The organism is Streptomyces sp. NPDC002793 (assembly GCF_040295485.1).
GTDB lineage: Bacteria > Actinomycetota > Actinomycetes > Streptomycetales > Streptomycetaceae > Streptomyces.
Map to the genome: position 1 here is coordinate 37,211 of NZ_JBEOVL010000033.1, position 13,631 is coordinate 50,841.

General features: G+C 72.2%; 14 protein-coding genes. 11 read left to right on the forward strand and 3 right to left on the reverse strand.

The features are described from left to right. Positions 1-112 precede the first annotated feature (112 nt). Positions 113-1,606, forward strand: coding sequence for an AlkA N-terminal domain-containing protein (locus ABT001_RS26875; protein ID WP_351282380.1), 1,494 nt, complete (start codon positions 113-115; stop codon positions 1,604-1,606). Then, positions 1,603-2,121: a methylated-DNA--[protein]-cysteine S-methyltransferase gene (locus ABT001_RS26880; RefSeq protein ID WP_351282383.1), complete on the forward strand. Its 519-nt coding sequence runs from the start codon at positions 1,603-1,605 to the stop codon at positions 2,119-2,121. Before ABT001_RS26875 ends, ABT001_RS26880 begins: the two co-directional genes overlap by 4 nt. 42 nt (positions 2,122-2,163) lie before the next feature. On the opposite strand, the gene ABT001_RS26885 is transcribed toward ABT001_RS26880, so the two are convergent. Continuing rightward, positions 2,164-2,748, reverse strand: coding sequence for a TMEM165/GDT1 family protein (locus tag ABT001_RS26885; protein WP_351282385.1), 585 nt, complete (start codon positions 2,746-2,748; stop codon positions 2,164-2,166). A gap of 318 nt (positions 2,749-3,066) precedes the next feature. Here ABT001_RS26885 and ABT001_RS26890 point away from each other — a divergent pair, with 318 nt between their 5' ends. Both ABT001_RS26890 and ABT001_RS26895 read left to right on the forward strand, forming a co-directional pair. Next, entirely contained in the window at positions 3,067-3,477 is a 411-nt protein-coding gene (locus ABT001_RS26890) for a (2Fe-2S) ferredoxin domain-containing protein (protein WP_351282388.1), read from the forward strand. Further along, positions 3,474-4,355, forward strand: a complete 882-nt coding sequence (locus ABT001_RS26895) for a glycoside hydrolase family 16 protein (RefSeq protein WP_351282390.1) — start codon at positions 3,474-3,476, stop codon at positions 4,353-4,355. Before ABT001_RS26890 ends, ABT001_RS26895 begins: the two co-directional genes overlap by 4 nt. 60 nt (positions 4,356-4,415) lie before the next feature. Here ABT001_RS26895 and ABT001_RS26900 read toward each other — a convergent pair whose 3' ends face one another. Next, entirely contained in the window at positions 4,416-5,144 is a 729-nt protein-coding gene (locus ABT001_RS26900; protein ID WP_351282392.1) for an SIR2 family NAD-dependent protein deacylase, read from the reverse strand. A 326-nt stretch (positions 5,145-5,470) separates the two neighbouring features. Here ABT001_RS26900 and ABT001_RS26905 point away from each other — a divergent pair, with 326 nt between their 5' ends. Together ABT001_RS26905 and ABT001_RS26910 are read left to right on the forward strand one after the other, a co-directional pair. Beyond that, entirely contained in the window at positions 5,471-6,664 is a 1,194-nt protein-coding gene (locus ABT001_RS26905) for an MFS transporter (protein ID WP_351282464.1), read from the forward strand. Positions 6,665-6,678: 14 nt separating this feature from the next. Continuing rightward, a complete protein-coding gene (locus tag ABT001_RS26910) occupies positions 6,679-7,794 on the forward strand; it encodes a glycerate kinase (RefSeq protein ID WP_351282394.1) in 1,116 nt (371 codons plus the stop codon). Positions 7,795-7,830: 36 nt separating this feature from the next. On the opposite strand, the gene ABT001_RS26915 is transcribed toward ABT001_RS26910, so the two are convergent. Continuing rightward, positions 7,831-8,586, reverse strand: a complete 756-nt coding sequence (locus ABT001_RS26915; protein WP_351282395.1) for a PucR family transcriptional regulator — start codon at positions 8,584-8,586, stop codon at positions 7,831-7,833. A 183-nt stretch (positions 8,587-8,769) separates the two neighbouring features. On the opposite strand from ABT001_RS26915, the gene ABT001_RS26920 reads away from it, so the two are divergent. From ABT001_RS26920 to ABT001_RS26940, 5 genes are read left to right on the forward strand one after another with little or no spacing between them, the layout of a single operon-like run. Beyond that, entirely contained in the window at positions 8,770-9,567 is a 798-nt protein-coding gene (locus ABT001_RS26920; RefSeq protein ID WP_351282397.1) for an ABC transporter ATP-binding protein, read from the forward strand. Continuing rightward, on the forward strand, positions 9,555-10,340 hold the full coding sequence (locus ABT001_RS26925; protein ID WP_351282400.1) for an ABC transporter ATP-binding protein: 786 nt from the start codon (positions 9,555-9,557) through the stop codon (positions 10,338-10,340). Before ABT001_RS26920 ends, ABT001_RS26925 begins: the two co-directional genes overlap by 13 nt. Then, positions 10,337-11,227 carry a branched-chain amino acid ABC transporter permease gene (locus ABT001_RS26930; protein ID WP_351282406.1) on the forward strand — a complete coding sequence of 297 codons (891 nt, stop codon included), beginning with the start codon at positions 10,337-10,339 and terminating at the stop codon, positions 11,225-11,227. The genes ABT001_RS26925 and ABT001_RS26930 overlap by 4 nt, the downstream gene beginning before the upstream one ends. After that, positions 11,220-12,320, forward strand: coding sequence for a branched-chain amino acid ABC transporter permease (locus tag ABT001_RS26935; RefSeq protein WP_351282409.1), 1,101 nt, complete (start codon positions 11,220-11,222; stop codon positions 12,318-12,320). Before ABT001_RS26930 ends, ABT001_RS26935 begins: the two co-directional genes overlap by 8 nt. After that, entirely contained in the window at positions 12,317-13,570 is a 1,254-nt protein-coding gene (locus tag ABT001_RS26940) for an ABC transporter substrate-binding protein (RefSeq protein WP_351282411.1), read from the forward strand. The genes ABT001_RS26935 and ABT001_RS26940 overlap by 4 nt, the downstream gene beginning before the upstream one ends. Positions 13,571-13,631: the final 61 nt, after the last annotated feature.

The following is a 13,631-nucleotide window of genomic DNA, read 5'->3' on the forward strand; positions in this document are numbered from 1 at the left end:
TGTGTACGTGATTGGCGTTCATCGATCTGAACAACCACTCTCGGGTGTCCACACAAGGTCCATGTCGGATTTCCGCCAGCGGACCGGCCCCTCCGCCCCCGATGCTTGGACCATGCACACCGACACCGAGCGCTGCGTGCGGGCCGTACAGTCGAAGGACGCCCGCTTCGACGGCTGGTTCTTCACCGCGGTGCTGACCACCCGGATCTACTGCCGGCCCAGCTGCCCCGTCGTGGCACCGAAGGCCCGGAACATGACCTTCTACCCCAGCGCCGCCGCGTGCCAGCAGGCCGGATTCCGTGCGTGCAAGCGGTGCAGGCCCGACGCCAGCCCCGGATCCCCGGAGTGGAACGCCCGCGCCGACTCCGTCGCCCGGGCCATGCGCCTCATCCAGGACGGGGTCGTCGACCGGGAAGGCGTGCCGGGACTCGCCGCCCGGCTCGGATACTCCGCCCGGCAGATCGAGCGCCAGCTCCTCGCCGAGCTGGGCGCGGGACCGCTCGCGCTGGCCAGATCACAGCGCGCGCAGACCGCCCGGGTTCTCATCGAGACCACCGGGCTCCCCATGGCCGAGGTGGCGTTCGCAGCCGGGTTCTCCTCGATCCGTACGTTCAACGACACCGTGCGGGAGGTCTTCGCGCTCTCCCCGGGCGAGCTGCGCACCCGGGCGGCACGAGGACGCCGCACACCCGGGACACCCGGGGGCATCACCCTGCGCCTGCCGTACCGGGCCCCGCTGAATCCGGGCAACCTCTTCGGCCACCTCGCCGCCACCGCCGTCCCCGGTGTCGAGGAATGGCGCGAGGACGCCTACCGCCGCACCCTCACCCTGCCGCACGGGCACGGCATCGTGGCGCTGTCCCCGAAACCCGGCCACATCGACTGCCGGCTCTCCCTCACCGACCTCCGAGACCTCACACAGGCGATCAGCCGCTGCCGCAGACTCCTCGACCTGGACGCCGACCCGGTCGCCGTGGACGACCAGCTGCGGGCGGACGAACTGCTCGCCCCGCTGGTCGACGCGGGACCGGGGCGCAGGGTGCCCCGTACGGTCGACCCTGCCGAGTTCGCCGTACGCGCGGTGCTCGGTCAGCAGGTCTCCACCGCCGCCGCCCGCACCCACGCGGCCCGGCTGGTCGCCGCCCACGGCATTCCCGTGGAGGACCCCGAAGGCGGGCTGACCCATCTCTTCCCGACCCCCGAAGCACTGGCCGGCCTCGACCCCGATGCGCTCGCCCTGCCGCGCAGCCGCCGCACCACGCTCACCACCCTCGTGCCCGCCCTCGCCGACGGCTCCCTGAGCCTGGGGGAGGGCACCGACCGGGAGGAGGCGCGCGCCGAGCTGGCGGCACTGCCGGGCTTCGGCCCCTGGACGGTCGAGGTCATCGCCATGCGTGCCCTCGGGGACCCGGACGCCTTCCTCCCCACCGACCTGGGCATCCGCAGGGCGGCCGGGCACCTGGGCCTCCCGGCGACCCCCGCCGCCCTCACCGCACGCGCCTCGCGTTGGCGCCCGTGGAGGGCGTACGCGGTGCAGTATCTGTGGACCGTCGACAACCACCCCATCAACCACCTGCCCGTCCCGAGGCACGAGGACCGCACATGACCACCACACCCACGACGACCAGGCAGCACACGGTCGTCGACAGCCCGTACGGGGCGCTCACCCTGGTCGCGACCGACGGTGTGCTGTCCGGTCTGTACATGACCGGGCAGCGGCACCGCCCGCCCGAGGAGACCTTCGGCGCGCCGGACCCCCGGCCCTTCGGCGAGACCGTCCGCCAGCTCGACGCCTACTTCGCGGGCGAGCTGACGGAATTCGACCTGCCGCTGCACCTGCACGGCACCACCTTCCAGCGCGGGGTCTGGGCCGAGCTCGTACGCATCCCGTACGGGGAGACCCGCTCCTACGGAGAACTGGCGGACCGCCTCGGCAAGCCCGGCGCCTCCCGCGCGGTGGGCCTCGCCAACGGCAAGAACCCCGTCGGCATCATCGTTCCCTGCCACCGCGTCATCGGAGCCTCCGGGAGCCTGACGGGATACGGCGGCGGGCTGGACCGCAAGCAGCGGCTGCTCGCCTTCGAGCGGGGAGCTGAGGGCGAGGTGCCGGCGCTGTTCTGAGCGCCGGCGGGGGCCGGGGTCAGCCGGCCCCCTCCTGTCCGTTCAGCCGGTGAAGATCTCGACGGCCGACCAGATCGCCAGAGCGAGCATGCACAGGCCGCCGATGCGCTGCACCGTCTTCAGAGGCACCCGCTTGGCGATGAACCGCCCCGCCAGCAGCGCCAGCGCGGACACCGACATGAGCGCGGCGGCCGCGCCGATGGCGGTGGACCAGGGGCCGTTGCCCGCGGCGAGGTTCGCGGTGGTGATCTGGGTCAGATCGCCCCACTCGCTGATGAACACCGCCATGAACGCGGTCGAGTAGACCGGCCAGAAGCCGGTGACGGTCTTGATCTCCGCGTCCTCGTCGTCGTCATCGCCACCGCTGCGCAGCAGCATGAACGCGCCGAAGGCGAAGAGGAGGGCCGAGACCAGGCTGACGGTCCAGTCGGGCAGCAGACCGATCAGCCCGCCCGCTCCGACCGCGATCGCGACGTGCACGATGAACGCGGACGACGTGCCGAACCAGACGTACAGCGGGCGCATGCGCGTGCCCATGGCCAGCGAGGCGAACATCGTCTTGTCGGGGAGCTCCGCGAGGAAGATCAGCCCGAAGGCGGTGAGGATCGCCAGGGGGTCGAGATGCATTCCGGGTGGCTTTCTGTGAGAGCCGGGCCCCGGGTCTTCCGCGAAGTGCCACTCGGGCTTCTTCGGAGGACCACTCGGCCCGGCATGACCGCAGCACCCGCAGGGCGCGGGCGTTGTCATACCTGACCGAAGGTCTCGCCCGCCCGCAAGGATCTACGGGCCCGGCCACCGGGAACCCGAGGGCTCCAGTGTGTCGACGACCGGTTTGCGGGGCTACTCCCCTTCGCAGCCGTCAACGATACCCCACCGGACCTGTGGGGGAGTGTCTCGGTACAGTCCTACGATGATCAGTCACGCCGCGCCCGGGAGCGCCCCCGCATGAGCCGCCGACCGCGCAAGGCCGCAGGCCCCGGCCCGTCCCGGCCCACGGTGAGCGTCTGCCGGGGCTGCTGCTGCGGCACCCCCAAGATCCCCGGTGTGGACCACGCCGGGCAGCTCGCGCAGTTGCGGCGGTCCCTCGACGGGGCCGCCACCGTGCGCGCGGTGGGGTGCCTGGACGCGTGCGAGCACGGCAACGTCATCGTCGTGCAGCCCTCGGCCGAGGGCCGCCGGGCGGGCGGCCGGCCCGTCTGGCTCGGGCTGGTCAACGACCCGCACGCCGTCGCCGACATCGCCGCCTGGGCGGCGGAGGGCGGGCCCGGCGTCGCGGACGCGCCGGAGATCCTGGACCTGTACGCGTTCAGCCCCTCCCGCCGTATCCGCGCGGGTCTGGACGGCGAGGAGTCGTGACGGTCGTGACGCACGGCGTGAGGGGCCGGCGCGGCCGGGCGGCACTCCTGCTGGTGCTGGGCGGGCTGCTGAGCGGATGCGGGCCCGCCCCGGCACCCGCACAGTCCGCCCCCGCAGAAGAACGGCCTTTCTGGCAGGACGAGTTCGACGGGGCAGCGGACACCCGCCCGGCGGAGAGGTTCTGGACCACCGAAACGGGGAACCGGGACGCCGAGGGGTGGGGCAACAACGAGCTGCAGTACTACACGGACGACGCGGCCAACTCCGCTCTCGACGGCGCCGGTCATCTGGATATCTCGGCGCGGCCGGCCGCCGAAGGATCCGAGCTGCCCTGCTACACGCAGGAGTTCTGCACCTGGACGTCGGCCCGTCTGACCACCGAGGGAAAAGTGGCCCTCACCCATGGGCGCGTGGAGATACGCGCGAAGATGCCGACCGGCACCGGACTGCTGCCGGCGATCTGGATGCTGGGCGACAACGGGGTCGAATGGCCCGGACAGGGCGAGATCGACATCTGCGAGGTGGTCGGCGCGGAACCGCGCACGGTGTACGGCACGGCGCACGGGCCGACCTACTTCAACGAGAACGGGATCGGCGGCTCCACCACACTCCCCGCCGACGCGTCGCAGGCGTTCCACACCTACGCCGTCGACAAGCAGCCGCGTCGCATCACCTGGTCCGTCGACGGGGAGCCGTACTTCACGTTGACCCCGTCGAAACTTCCCGCACCGAGCGACTGGGTCTTCGAGCAGGACATGCACCTGCTGCTCAACGTCGCCGTCGGGGGCGACTGGCCCGGAGCCCCCGACGCCACGACACCGTCGCCCGCGACGATGACGGTCGACCACGTGCGGTTCTACGGCGAGGGCCACGCGTAGGGGACCGGGCTCGACGGTCCGGGTCCGACGGTCCGGGCTCGACGGTCCGTGAGAGACCGTTCAGCCCGACTCCGCGGCCAGCCGCTCCAGCAGTGCGGGCAGAGCCGTCCCGATGGGCTCACGGACGGTCTCCTCGGCCAGCCCGTCGTACGGGGTCGGCTCGGCGTTGACCACGATGAGCCGGGCCCCGTGCTGCACCGCGATCGCCGCCAGTGAGGCCGCGGGCTGCACCTGGAGCGTCGTACCCACCGCGATGAACACCTGGCTCGCCTTGGTGATCGCCATCGCCTCGGCCAGCACCCGCGGATCCAGGCGCTCCCCGAACATCACCGTCGCCGACTTCAGGATCCCGCCGCAGACGGCGCACGGGGGGTCCGTCTCCCCGGCGTCCACCCGCAGCAGCGCGTCCGCCATCGCCGACCGGGCGTGGCACCGGGTACAGACCACCTCGCGTGCCGTGCCGTGGAGTTCGACGACCTTGCGGGCGGACAGACCGGCGAGCTGATGCAGCCCGTCGACGTTCTGTGTGATCACCCGGACCGGTGTGCCGGACCGCTCCAGCGCCGCCACCGCGCGATGGGCGGTGTTCGGCTCGGCGCCCCACGTCGCACCGGTGCGGCGCATCTGCCAGGAGCGGCGCCGGATCTCCGGATCGGCCATGTAGAAGTCATACGTGACGAGCTTCTCCGCCTCCGGGTCCTTCCGCCAAAGGCCCTGCGGCCCGCGGTAGTCGGGGATGCCGGAGTCCGTGGAGATGCCGGCGCCGCTGAGGATCGCGACGAGAGTCATGGCCCGAGCCTACGGACGGTCCACGCCGGCCGCGACGGCATTTCCCACCGGGCGGTCTCCCTCACCTGGCCTGCTCGGCGGAACGGTGCTCCCGCCGACGCGCTCGTGGCCCCCGGTGCCGGCCTCATCGCCCACGAGGAGTTCCTCACCCCGCCCACGCCCTGCCCCGGCAACGCCGCACAATGGGGCGCCGAGGAACCGCACACCGGGGCGGGGCGGCACCCGGCATGACGGAGGGTTCGATCGACGTGGACGAACAGGACCGAGGCCGCACGACGACAGCACAGCCGGCCCGTCGGCACGCAGTGGCGCTGCTCGCGGCCCTGATGCTGGCCGCCTTCACCTTCAACACCACCGAGAACCTTCCGATCGGGCTGCTCGACGTCATCTCGGCCGACCTCGAGGTGTCCCTCCCGGCGGTGGGCTATCTGGTCACCGCCTATGGTCTGACCGTCGCCCTGGTCTCCCTGCCGATCGCGCACGCCACACGCTCCATGCCACGTCGGCACGTGCTCACCGTGCTCCTGGCCGCGCTCGTCCTGTCCAGCCTGGTGTCGGCGCTGGGCGCCGGCTACTGGCTGCTCCTGGCCGCCCGGCTGGTGACCGCGCTCGCCCAGGCGCTGTTCTGGGCGGTGATGGGACCGGTCGCGGTCGGACTGTTCCCACCGGAGGTCAAGGGCCGGGTGATCGGCGTGCTGTCGGTGGCCGGTTCGCTGGCCCTGGTCCTCGGTGTCCCCGTCGGCACATGGCTGGGCCGGCAGAGCACGTGGCAGGTCCCTCTGGCCGTGCTGGCCGGTCTGGGACTGGTCTCCCTCGTGACGATCGCCGCCCTGCTCCCGACGTCGCGCCCGGGGGAGGGCCACGCCGCTCACGGCTCGGCACCCGACCGGCGACGGTTCGGGATCGTGCTGGTGACCACCGCTCTGTCCGTCACCGGAGCTTTCACGGGCTACACGTACATCGTGACGTTCCTGGATGACGTGAGCGGCTTCTCCGACACCTCGGCCGGCGCCCTGCTGATGGTCTCCGGCATCGCGGGCGTGCTCGGGGTGACGGCCGCCGGGCCCCTCCTGGACCGTTTTCCGCGCGGGACGCTGGTCGTCCCGGTGGCCACCCAGGCGGCCGGTCTGCTGGGCCTGTACGTGGTCGGCACCGGCCAGGCCGCAGCGATTGCCTGCCTGGCGCTGCTGGGAGGCTCGCTCGGCCCGGTGTTCATGGCGACGCAGAACCAGATGCTCCGGGTCGCCCCCGGCCGCACCGAGATCGCGCTGGCGGCCAATTCCGGTGCCTACAACGCCGGGATCGCGGCAGGGGCCCTGCTCGGCGGCATGATCCTGTCCGCGTCGGACGTACGGGCCACGTTCCTCGTGGGCGGGCTGCTGACCCTCGCGGCCCTCGCGGCTCTGCTCACCGAAGGCCTCGGCCGCGCGGTTTCGGACAGCCATGGGCAGATCAGGGGTGGTCCGGATAAGGTCGTGGCGGCGCGACTGCCTGTTCGAAAGCAAAGGGATGCAAGGTGACGGACGGAGCAGTGATGGAGACCCCCCACGTGCTCGTGGCGGCGGACAAGTTCAAGGGCTCCCTGACGGCCGTACAGGTCGCGGAGCGTGTGACGGCCGGGCTGCGGCGCGTCGTCCCCGGCGTGCGGGTCGAGACCCTGCCCGTCGCGGACGGCGGCGACGGTACGGTCGCGGCGGCGGTGGCCGCCGGGTTCGAACGGCGTGAGGCCCGCGTGACGGGGCCGCTCGGTGATCAGGTCACCGCGGCGTACGCGGTGCGCGACACCACCGCCGTGGTCGAGATGGCCGAGGCGTCGGGCCTCCAGCACCTGCCCGCGGGGGAGTTCGCCCCGCTCACGGCGACGACGTACGGCTCCGGGGAACTGCTGGCGGCAGCGCTCGACGCGGGCGCCAGGACCATCGTGTTCGGCGTCGGCGGCAGCGCCACGACGGACGGCGGCGCGGGCATGCTCGCCGCGCTCGGGGCGCGTTTCCTGGACGGCGACGGCAAGCCCGTCGGCCCCGGCGGCGGCGGACTCGCCGAGCTGGCCGAGGCCGACCTGTCGGGCCTCGACCCCCGGATCGCGGACGTCGACCTGATCCTGGCCAGCGACGTGGACAACCCGCTGACCGGCCCGAAGGGCGCCCCTGAGATCTACGGACGGCAGAAGGGCGCCACCGAGGACGACATCGCGGTCCTCGACGCCGCGCTCGTCCACTACGCGTCCCTGCTGGGGCCGGAGACCGCAGCGCTGCCCGGAGCGGGCGCCGCCGGAGGCATCGGCTACGGCGCGCTGGTCGCCCTGGGCGCACGCTTCCGGCCGGGCATCGAGGTCATGCTCGACGTCCTGGGCTTCGCCCCCGCGCTGGCGCGGGCCACGCTCGTCGTCACCGGCGAGGGCTCGCTCGACGAGCAGACCCTGCACGGAAAGGCCCCGGCGGGTGTCGCCGCCGCGGCCCGCGCCGCGGGAGTGGAGGCCGTCGCCGTCTGCGGGCGCCTCGCCCTGCCGCCCGAGGCACTGGGCCGGGCGGGCATCCGACGGGCCTACGCCCTGACGGACCTCGAACCCGACCCGGCCGTCTGCATGGCCCAGGCCGGACCCCTGCTGGAACGCGCGGCCGAGGCGATCGCCCGCGACTTCCTTTCCTGACGCACCGTCATGAGGGGGTGCCCGTCGGGCATCCCCTCACGGCTGCGGAGCCGTCAGCCTGAACGCGTCCAGGGCCAACGTCATCTCGATCAGTTCGCGCGGCCGTGACAGCGACCGCGAGGTCAGCCGCTCCAGCCTCCGCAGACGGTTGAGCACGGTGTTGCGGTGGCAGTACAACCGCCCCGCGGCCCGCCCCGCGGACCCGCCGCACTCCAGCCACGCGTCGAGCGTCCGCACCAGCAGGGCCCGGTCCGCCGGGTCCAGTGCCAGCAGCGGGCCGAAGACATCCGCGACCAGCCTGGCCGAGAGCTCCGGCTGGCTCACCAGCAGTGCCGCGGGCAGCCGCTCCTCCAGCCGGACGATCTCCGCCGCGTCGGGCGGACAGGTCAGCAACGCCACCTCGGCGAGCCGCCGCGCGGCCCCCAGCCCCGCGAGACCGTCGGCCACCGGGCCGATTCCGCCGGCCCCCGGACACCACCGCACCAGCAGCGCGGCGAGTGCCGCCGTGTCCCGGTCACCCAGGGCGACCACGAGGACCTCCCGGCCCGCCCGCTCCTGCCGGAGGCACCGCAGCCCGTCCGCCTCCATCGCCGCGCCCGCCGGCCCGCCCCCGCCGCCCCGGAGCACGGCCACCGCGTAACGGCCCTGCTCCGGGAGATCCAGACCGCTCGCCGCGCGCGCCGCGAGGCCCGGCTCCGACCGGTCCTCCAGCAGGGCGTCGAGCAGTGCCCGGCCCCGCTCGTCACTGCGCCGCCGCATCTCATCGCTCCGTTCCGCAGCCGAGCCGCTCATGCCTGGTGAGGATGCCACCGGCCGCACCCGGGACGGCCGCGCATCACCTCCCTCTGTGCAGCCGCACAACCGGGCCGTTCGAAGACTGGTCACCCGCAGCGATTGAGCCCGGGACCGTGGACGCGCGCCGCGCCCGCTGCTGGTCTGTGGCACCACAACGACCAGTCGGAAGGAGGAGGACGCATGGCAACGCTCGAGATCCGCGAACTGTCCGTGGGCTACGGCCCGGTACGGGCACTGCGCGACGTCTCCGTCGACGTGCCGGCCGGCGCGATCACCGCTGTACTCGGTGGCAACGGCGCCGGCAAGACAACGCTGCTGCGGGCCGTATCGCGGACCCTCGGCTTCCACCGCGGCACGGGCACGGGCACCATCCGCTTCGACGGCCGTCCCCTGGACGGGCTCCGCCCCGCGCAGGTGGTGGCGGCGGGAGTGATCCAGGTGCCGGAAGGGCGGCAGGTGTTCGCCCGGATGACGGTGGCCGACAACCTGCGGGCGGGCGCACTCGGGGCGCGCGGCGGACGCAGGGAAGCGGCCGTCGCCCTCCACCGCGTACACGAACTGTTCCCGGTGCTCGCCGAGCGCGCGCACCAGCGGGCCGGGCTGCTGTCCGGCGGTGAGCAGCAGATGCTGGCGATGGGCCGGGCCCTGATGGCCGCGCCCCGCCTGCTGCTGCTGGACGAGCCGTCCCTCGGTCTCGCCCCGCTGATGGCGGCGAAGATCGCCGAGACGATCCAGGAGATCAACGCGAGCGGCACCTCCGTCATGCTCGTCGAGCAGAACGCGGCCATCGCGCTGCGGCTCGCCTCCACGGCGTACGTCCTGGACGTCGGCGAGGTCGCACTCGACGGCCCGGCCGACGAGCTGGCCGCATCCGACGAGGTGCGCCGGCGCTACCTCGGTGTCGTCGACGAGGCCGCCGCCGAGGACGCGGTCCAGGCGGAAGGCGCCACCCGTGCCCTGAGCAGGTGGTCCGCGTGACGACCGCCCCGGCTCCCCTCGCCGTACGCGACGTGACCGTACGCTTCGCCGGACTCACCGCCCTCGACGCGGTGTCCTTCACCGTCGAGCCGGGCAGTGTGCACGCCGTCATCGGCCCCAACGGCGCGGGCAAGTCCACCACCTTCAACGTGCTTTCCGGCGTCTACCGCGCCACCTCGGGCAGTGTGCACCTGGGTGACACCGAACTCACCGGTCTCGCCCCGCACGAGATCGCCGGCCTCGGCGTCGCACGCACCTTCCAGAACCTGGCCCTGCCACCGCACGCCACCGTCGCCGAAAGCCTGATGCTCGGCAGGCACCGGCTCACCCGCGCCGGCTTCGTGGCCTCCGGGCTGAGACTGCCCTCCGCGACCCGTGAGGCCCACCGGCACCTCGAACGGGTGCGTGAGATCGCCGAGTTCATCGGTCTGGACAAGGAACTCGACTTCCCCGCAGCCGCCCTCCCGTACGGGAAGCAGAAGCTCGTCGAGCTCGGCCGCGCCCTGTGCATGGAGCCCGAGGTCCTGCTCCTGGACGAGCCCATCGCGGGCATGACCGCCGACGAGCGCCGCCGCACCGCGGCCGTCGTCGCCGGAGTGCGCGACAGCCTCGGCATCTCGATCGTCATGGTCGAACACGACATGGGGGTGGTGATGCGGCTCGCGGACGCCGTGACCGTACTCGACTTCGGACGCAGGATCGCGGGTGGCACGCCCGCCGAGGTGCAGAACGACCCGGCCGTCGTGCAGGCCTACCTGGGGGCACAGGAATGACCACCTTCATCGAACTCCTCCTCGGCGGCCTCTCCATAGGGTCGGTCTACGCACTGATCGCCCTGGGCTTCGTCGTCATCTTCAAGGCGACCGAGGTCGTCAACTTCGCCCACGCCTCCCTGCTCCTGGCGGGCGGTTACGTCACCGCCGTGCTCCACGACGACATCGGCTTCTGGCCGGCGCTCGGCGTCGGCATCGCGGGTGCGGCGGTCGTCGGCTCGGCGGTCGAGTTCCTCGTGATGCGCCGCTACCGGGGGAGCGACCAGAGCATCCTGGCCATCGTCACCATCGGCGTCGACATCCTCCTCACCACCGAACTCGTCCGGCGCATGGGGACGGACGTGATGTCGCTGGGCGACCCCTGGGGTGACGACGTCGTCACCATCGGGGGTGTCACCCTCGCCGAGACCCGCATCGCGGCGTTCCTGGTCGCGGGACTGCTCATCACGGTGTTCCTGCTCGCCTTCCGCTTCACCTCCTGGGGCGTCTCCATGCGGGCCGCCGCCGAGAACCCGCAGACCGCCGCGCTGATGGGCATCCGGCTCGGCCGGGTGTCCCTCTCCGCCTGGGCGGTCGCGGGAGCCCTCGCCGCCGTCGCGGCGCTCTTCCTCACCGTCTTCCCGACCCCGGGCCTCGAACGCGCCACCTCACTCGCCGCGCTCAAGGCGTTTCCCGCCGCGATCCTCGGCGGCCTCGACTCGACGACCGGGGCACTCGTCGGTGGGCTCGTCGTCGGGGTCACCGAGTCACTCGCCACGGGCTACCAGAGCGACCTCTCCTTCCTCGGACGTGGCATCGGTGATCTCGCGCCGTACCTGGTGATGGTGGTCGTCCTGCTCATCCGGCCGGCGGGACTCTTCGGTACGAAGGAGCTGTCCCGTGTCTGAAGCCGCCAAGGACACCGCCGCCGCGGGAAGCACGTTCGCGGACCGACTGCGCCGCCCCGCCCCCTACCTCTGGCTGGCCGGCTCCGTCCTGCTCCTGCTGTTCCCGTTCTACCTCGACCGTTTCTGGCTCCAGGCCGGACTGTTCGCGATGGCCGCGGCGATCGGGGCGATCGGGCTCAACCTGCTCACCGGCTCCACCGGCCAGCTCTCCATGGGGCACGCCTTCTTCCTCGCCGTGGGCGCCTACAGCTACTGCATCCTGGCGGGGGAGAGCAGCACCGAGAACGGGCACGACCTCACCGGCCTCGGCCTCCCCACCTGGCTCGCGGCCATCCTCGCCGTACTCCTGGCGGGGGCCGCGGGCGGTCTCTTCAGCCCCATCGCGGGGCGGTTGAGCGGCGCCTACCTCGGTATCGCCACGCTCGCGCTGATCTTCATCGGCCAGCACGTGCTGTTCAACGCGGGCTCGCTCACCGGCGGCTTCAACGGCCGTCCGGTGCCGCCTCTCTCACTGTTCGGGTTCACCTTCGACGACGCCGAGGTGCTCGTCGCCGCGGTGCCCTTCCAGTCGTCCGAGAAGCTCTGGTACCTCGGACTGGCAGCACTCCTGGCCAGTGGGCTCTTCGCCCGTGGTGTGCTGCGCGGCAGGCCCGGCCGGGCGCTCAACGCCATCCGGGACCACCGGATCGCCGCCGGCGTCATGGGGGTGCCGGTGGCCAGGTACCGCGCCGGTGTCTTCGTCCTGTCCTCGATGTACGCGGGCCTCGCGGGCGTCCTGCTCGCACTGGTCTTCCAGCGGACCGTGCCCGAGTACTTCGGCATGATCCTGTCCCTCGAATACCTCGCCATGATCGTCATCGGCGGGCTGGGCAGTGTCGCGGGAGCCGTCATCGGCGCCGCGTTCGTGTCGCTGCTCCCGCAGGTGCTCACCCACTACAGCGACTCCCTCCCCCTGGTGTCCGCCCCCGGTACGGGCGGAATCGCACCGGGCGAGGCGTCCCGCTATCTGTACGGCGCCGCGGTCGTCGCGGTCGTCCTGTTCCTGCCCGGCGGCATTGCGCGTCTGAAGAATCCAGGGGAGAAGAAGAAATGAAGCTACGTGTAGTCGGAGCCGTTGCCGCGGCTCTCACGCTCACCCTCGTGGGATGCAGCGAGAAGGCGAAGTCGTCGGACGACGGCGCCGCGGACAAGAGCGGTGTGAAGACCGGGGAGGGCGTCACCGAATCGAAGATCACCCTGGGTGCCCTCACCGACATGACCGGGGTGTACGCCTCGCTGGGCAAGAGCGTCACCCAGGCCCAGCAGCTCTGGGTGAAGGAGACCAACAAGGCCGGCGGCATCTGCGACCGGCAGATCGAACTGACCGTCCGTGACCACGGATACGACCCGCAGAAGGCGATCGGCGCCTACACCGAGCTCGAACCGGAGGTGCTGGGCTTCACCCAGTTCATCGGCTCGCCCTTCGTCTCCGCCGTCGAGTCGCGCATCGACGGCCAGGACAAGGCCATCGTCCTGCCCCAGGCATGGTCGGCGAACCTGGTCGGCTCCAAGTACGTCCGCGTCATCGGAGCCACGTACGACGTCGAGACGATCAACCTGATCGACTTCCTGCTCACCGAGAAGCGCATCGCCAAGGGCGACAAGATCGGCCACGTCTACTTCGAGGGCGACTACGGCGAGAACGCCCTGGCCGGCTCGGAGCACGCGGCGAAGGAAGCGGGCCTCACGGTCGTCGAGCAGAAGATCAAGCCGACCGACAACGACATGACGGCCCAGGTCTCCGCGCTCAAGCAGGCGGGCGTGAAGGCTGTCATCGTGAGCGCGGGACCGCGTCAGGCGGCCTCCCTGGTGGGCGTCGCCGCGGCCACCGGCTTCGACGTCCCGGTCGTCGGCAACAACTCCGCGTACGCCCCGCAGCTCCTGGCGACCCAGGCGGGCGCGGCCCTGCAGAAGGACTACTACGTCGGCGCCTCCACCCTGCCCATCGGCGACGCGGCGGAGGGACCGGCCGCGCTCGCCAAGGCCTACGCGGCCCAGTACCCGAAGGACGGCCTCGACAACGGCGTCATCGCCGGATACAACGCCGCGTCCGTCTTCGGCGAGGCGCTGGAGAAGGCCTGCGAGTCGAAGGACCTCACCCGTGAGGGCGTCGACAAGGCCCTGCTCACGATCAAGGACTTCGGCGGGGACTTCGGGATCTCGCACGACTTCACCGACCCGGCGGCGCCCTCCACCCGCCAGACCGTCGTCATGAAGCCGGACGCCAAGGCCCCCGGCGGCCTCAAGGTGGCCCGCCCGGCCGAGGTGGCCCCGGCCGCCGAGTCCTTCACCCTCGCGCCCTGACACCTGGCGCTCCACCAACGGGTCCGGCCGGTCGGCCGGGCCCGTTCCGGTGTCCGGGGGC

Coding starts and splice junctions, on each gene's coding strand:
- ABT001_RS26890 (WP_351282388.1), top strand. CDS start 3,067: ATGAGCCGCCGACCGCGCAAGGCCGCAGGCCCCGGCCCGTCCCGGCCC.
- ABT001_RS26885 (WP_351282385.1), bottom strand. CDS start 2,748: ATGCATCTCGACCCCCTGGCGATCCTCACCGCCTTCGGGCTGATCTTC.
- ABT001_RS26880 (WP_351282383.1), top strand. CDS start 1,603: ATGACCACCACACCCACGACGACCAGGCAGCACACGGTCGTCGACAGC.
- ABT001_RS26930 (WP_351282406.1), top strand. CDS start 10,337: ATGACCACCTTCATCGAACTCCTCCTCGGCGGCCTCTCCATAGGGTCG.
- ABT001_RS26940 (WP_351282411.1), top strand. CDS start 12,317: ATGAAGCTACGTGTAGTCGGAGCCGTTGCCGCGGCTCTCACGCTCACC.
- ABT001_RS26920 (WP_351282397.1), top strand. CDS start 8,770: ATGGCAACGCTCGAGATCCGCGAACTGTCCGTGGGCTACGGCCCGGTA.
- ABT001_RS26910 (WP_351282394.1), top strand. CDS start 6,679: ATGGAGACCCCCCACGTGCTCGTGGCGGCGGACAAGTTCAAGGGCTCC.
- ABT001_RS26905 (WP_351282464.1), top strand. CDS start 5,471: ATGCTGGCCGCCTTCACCTTCAACACCACCGAGAACCTTCCGATCGGG.
- ABT001_RS26875 (WP_351282380.1), top strand. CDS start 113: ATGCACACCGACACCGAGCGCTGCGTGCGGGCCGTACAGTCGAAGGAC.
- ABT001_RS26900 (WP_351282392.1), bottom strand. CDS start 5,144: ATGACTCTCGTCGCGATCCTCAGCGGCGCCGGCATCTCCACGGACTCC.
- ABT001_RS26915 (WP_351282395.1), bottom strand. CDS start 8,586: ATGAGCGGCTCGGCTGCGGAACGGAGCGATGAGATGCGGCGGCGCAGT.